Raw genomic sequence first — 230 nt, forward strand, 5'->3', positions numbered from 1 at the left:
GGGTAAATTGGCGGCCAAGCAGCAACTGATTACCGCCTGACACTTGTTCAACACTGCCATCCGCCGCAAAATCGATCGAAATCTGACCCAGCGCCAGTGCATTACAACCGGCCTGCACCACACAGGTACCCTTAATGTTGACGGCATACTGGTCTTTTTTACCGTACCCGACATTGGTGAAGTCCCCTTGCATGGTATGGGTATGACCGCCAATGATAACGCCTATCCCT

1 pseudogene is annotated in these 230 nt (G+C 52.2%); it reads right to left on the reverse strand.

From position 1 onward, the window contains the following. A pseudogene (locus tag R0J87_RS25360) lies at window positions 1-230 on the reverse strand (hypothetical protein); the annotation flags it as partial.

Source organism: Halomonas sp. SIMBA_159, assembly GCF_046536035.1.
In the GTDB taxonomy this organism is placed as follows: Bacteria; Pseudomonadota; Gammaproteobacteria; order Pseudomonadales; family Halomonadaceae; genus Vreelandella; species Vreelandella venusta_A.